The sequence below is a fragment of the Candidatus Bipolaricaulota bacterium genome, from assembly GCA_021159055.1.
In the GTDB taxonomy this organism is placed as follows: domain Bacteria; phylum Bipolaricaulota; class Bipolaricaulia; order UBA7950; family UBA9294; genus S016-54.
In genome coordinates this window covers 1-2819 of record JAGGSO010000110.1, presented here as the reverse complement: position 1 = coordinate 2819, position 2819 = coordinate 1, and the positions used below count along the sequence as shown (strand labels likewise).

Here is a 2819-nt window from a genome sequence, read left to right as displayed (position 1 = left end):
CTTGGATTTCAAACCCCGTTCGAAGTATTCTTCTCCACAAAGACACCCTTGACAGTTGCACTTGGAAGTTGAAACCAGGACTTTTAAAGATAGAACGCAAGATAAAAGCCGGAGCGCAATTCTTCCAGACGCAGGCTGTCTATGATCCGGAAGTGTTCAGACGATTCATGGAAAGCGCAAAGGAGTTTGGTGTTCCAGTGATGCTTGGGTGTGTGCTCTTAAAGTCGGCTGGCATGGCTCGCTACATGAACAAGAACGTAGCCGGAGTAAGCGTTCCCGACTCGATCATTGATGAGATGAAGAAAACCGATGATAAAGTCACTACAAGTATCAAGATCGCTGCGCGTATCATTCGGGAAACGAAGGAGATGTGCCAAGGTGTACATCTGATGCCGATGGGTTGGGAACGCCATGTACCGGATATTTTAGATGAAGCAGGTATAGCAATCTAGGCTAATTGTACTATTAAGGGGGTATTTAATGAAGTCGGATATTCAAATTGCTCAAGAAGCGAAGCTTAAGCCGATCACCCAAATTGCAGCCGAAGCAGGAATCAATGAAGAGGAGTTGGAGCCGTTTGGCAAATGGAAGGCGAAGGTCAAGCTCGACGTTCTCGAGCGGCTCAAAGATCGGCCTAATGGAAAGTACATCGATGTTACAGCCATTACTCCGACCCCACTCGGTGAGGGGAAAACGACCACCACGGTCGGCTTGGTGCAGGGGCTCGGTCGATTAGGGAAGCGATCGATTGCATGCATCCGTCAACCATCACAGGGGCCGACGTTCGGGATCAAGGGAGGAGCAGCCGGCGGTGGCTACTCGCAAATCGTTCCAATGGAGGACTTCAATCTGCACCTCACTGGAGACATCCATGCAATCGGGGCAGCGCATAACCTAATCGCCGCAGCGATCGATGCCCGCTTGATGCACGAACGTAACAACTCTGATGCCGCTTGGGAGAAGAAGGGGCTTAAAAAGCTAAACATCAATCCTTATTCTATCACCTGGAACCGGGTGGTTGATGTCAACGACCGGGCTCTTCGTCACATCGTCCTCGGATTGGGAAACAAAGGGGATGGCTTCCCCCGCGAAGGTGGATTTGACATCACAGTCGCATCCGAGTTGATGGCAATCCTTGCTTTAACAACAGACCTCAAAGACTTGCGCGAGCGGATCGGCAAAGTCGTCATCGGTTATAACTGGAGCGGCGAGCCGGTGACCACGGAGGATCTCAGAGTCGCTGGGGCAGCAGCCGTACTGATGCGGGATACAATCAAGCCGAACCTTCTCCAAACCCTGGAGGGGCAGCCTGCGTTCGTCCATGCCGGGCCGTTCGCCAACATCGCTCATGGAAACTCGTCGATCATTGCCGATCAGATCGCGCTCAAGCTCGGAGAGTACGTCGTCACCGAGTCCGGGTTCGGAGCGGATATCGGGATGGAGAAGTTCTTCGACATCAAGTGCCGCGTGAGCGGTCTGGTGCCGAACGCGGTCGTCCTGGTGGCCACGGTCCGCGCCCTCAAGATGCACGGGGGTGGACCACGGGTAGTTGCTGGGCATCCCCTCGATCCCGCGTACACTGAAGAAAACCTGGAACTTGTGGAAAAAGGTTGCGCTAACTTAGAAAAGAATATTGAGATCGCACGGACATTTGGGATTCCAGTTGTCGTGGCGGTAAACAGATTTCCAACTGACACTGAGGCTGAAATCGAGATCGTAAAGAAGGCCGCCGATCGGGCTGGGGCCTTTGCTGCGGTGACCAGTGATCATTGGAAAAACGGGGGAGCTGGGGCGATTGAGCTTGCTGAAGCAGTAGCAGCCGCGGCCGAAGAACCCTCTAACTTCCAATTCCTCTATCCTCTTGACTGGTCGATTGAGAAGAAGATAGAGACGATCGCGACAAGGATCTACGGGGCAGCAAAGGTGGAGTTCTCCCCTCTCGCCAAGAAACAAATCGCCATGTATGAGAAGTCAGGATTCGGCAAGCTTCCAATTTGCATGGCAAAGACCCATCTCTCGCTGTCGCATGATCCGGCTTTGAAGGGGGCACCGAGTGGTTTCACCCTTCCTATCCGCGAGGTGCGCGCAAGCGTCGGTGCCGGGTTCATCTATCCACTCTGCGGCGAGATGCGTACCATGCCAGGACTTCCTTCAGTCCCTGCGTTTATGCAGATCGATCTGGATGAGGACGGGAAGATCGTTGGCCTCTTTTAATACATCGAGGAAGGTAAATATGGATAAAGAAAAGGTTGAGAGGGCTGTACGTCTGCTGATGGAAGGACTGGATCTCGACCTCACTCTTGAGGGGTTGCGTGATACTCCAAGACGAGTTAGTTCGATGTTTATCGATGATTTCTTTCGGGACATGAACCGCGATCCGAGCGAGGTCCTTACCACGTTTTTTCACGCTGATTACGACGAGATGGTCGCCCTGCGGAATATCCCGTTTCACTCTATATGCGAACACCACCTCCTTCCCTTCATTGGCAAAGCAGCGGTGGTCTATATTCCAAAGAATAAACGTGTAGTAGGTGCTAGTAAACTGGCAAGGGCAGTAGAAATTGCAGCAAGTCGCCCACAGATCCAGGAGCGCATGACTTCGCAATTGGCCGATGTATTTATGGAGAAACTTAAGCCTCACGGTGTGTTAGTGCGCCTGGAAGCTGAGCATCTGTGCATGACCCTACGCGGAATACAGAAGCCAGGTACGACAATGGTGACCACAGCTATTCGCGGGTTATTCAAAACTGATCTGGCAGCACGCAACGAAGCGCTGGCAGCGATAGAATCATAATTTATAAGGGGGTAGTAATGAAAGA

Annotated in this window: 3 protein-coding genes; all 3 read left to right on the top strand. The window is 52.2% G+C overall.

Annotated features, from left to right (window positions below; translation table 11 throughout):
* Positions 1-452, top strand: a 452-nt coding sequence (locus J7J55_05770; GenBank protein ID MCD6142207.1) for a methylenetetrahydrofolate reductase, incomplete at its 5' end; no start/stop codon positions are given.
* A gap of 28 nt (positions 453-480) precedes the next feature.
* Entirely contained in the window at positions 481-2214 is a 1734-nt protein-coding gene (locus tag J7J55_05765; protein MCD6142206.1) for a formate--tetrahydrofolate ligase, read from the top strand.
* Between the two features lie 19 nt (positions 2215-2233).
* A complete protein-coding gene (gene folE, locus J7J55_05760) occupies positions 2234-2794 on the top strand; it encodes a GTP cyclohydrolase I FolE (protein ID MCD6142205.1) in 561 nt (186 codons plus the stop codon).
* The last annotated feature ends 25 nt before the right edge of the window (positions 2795-2819 follow it).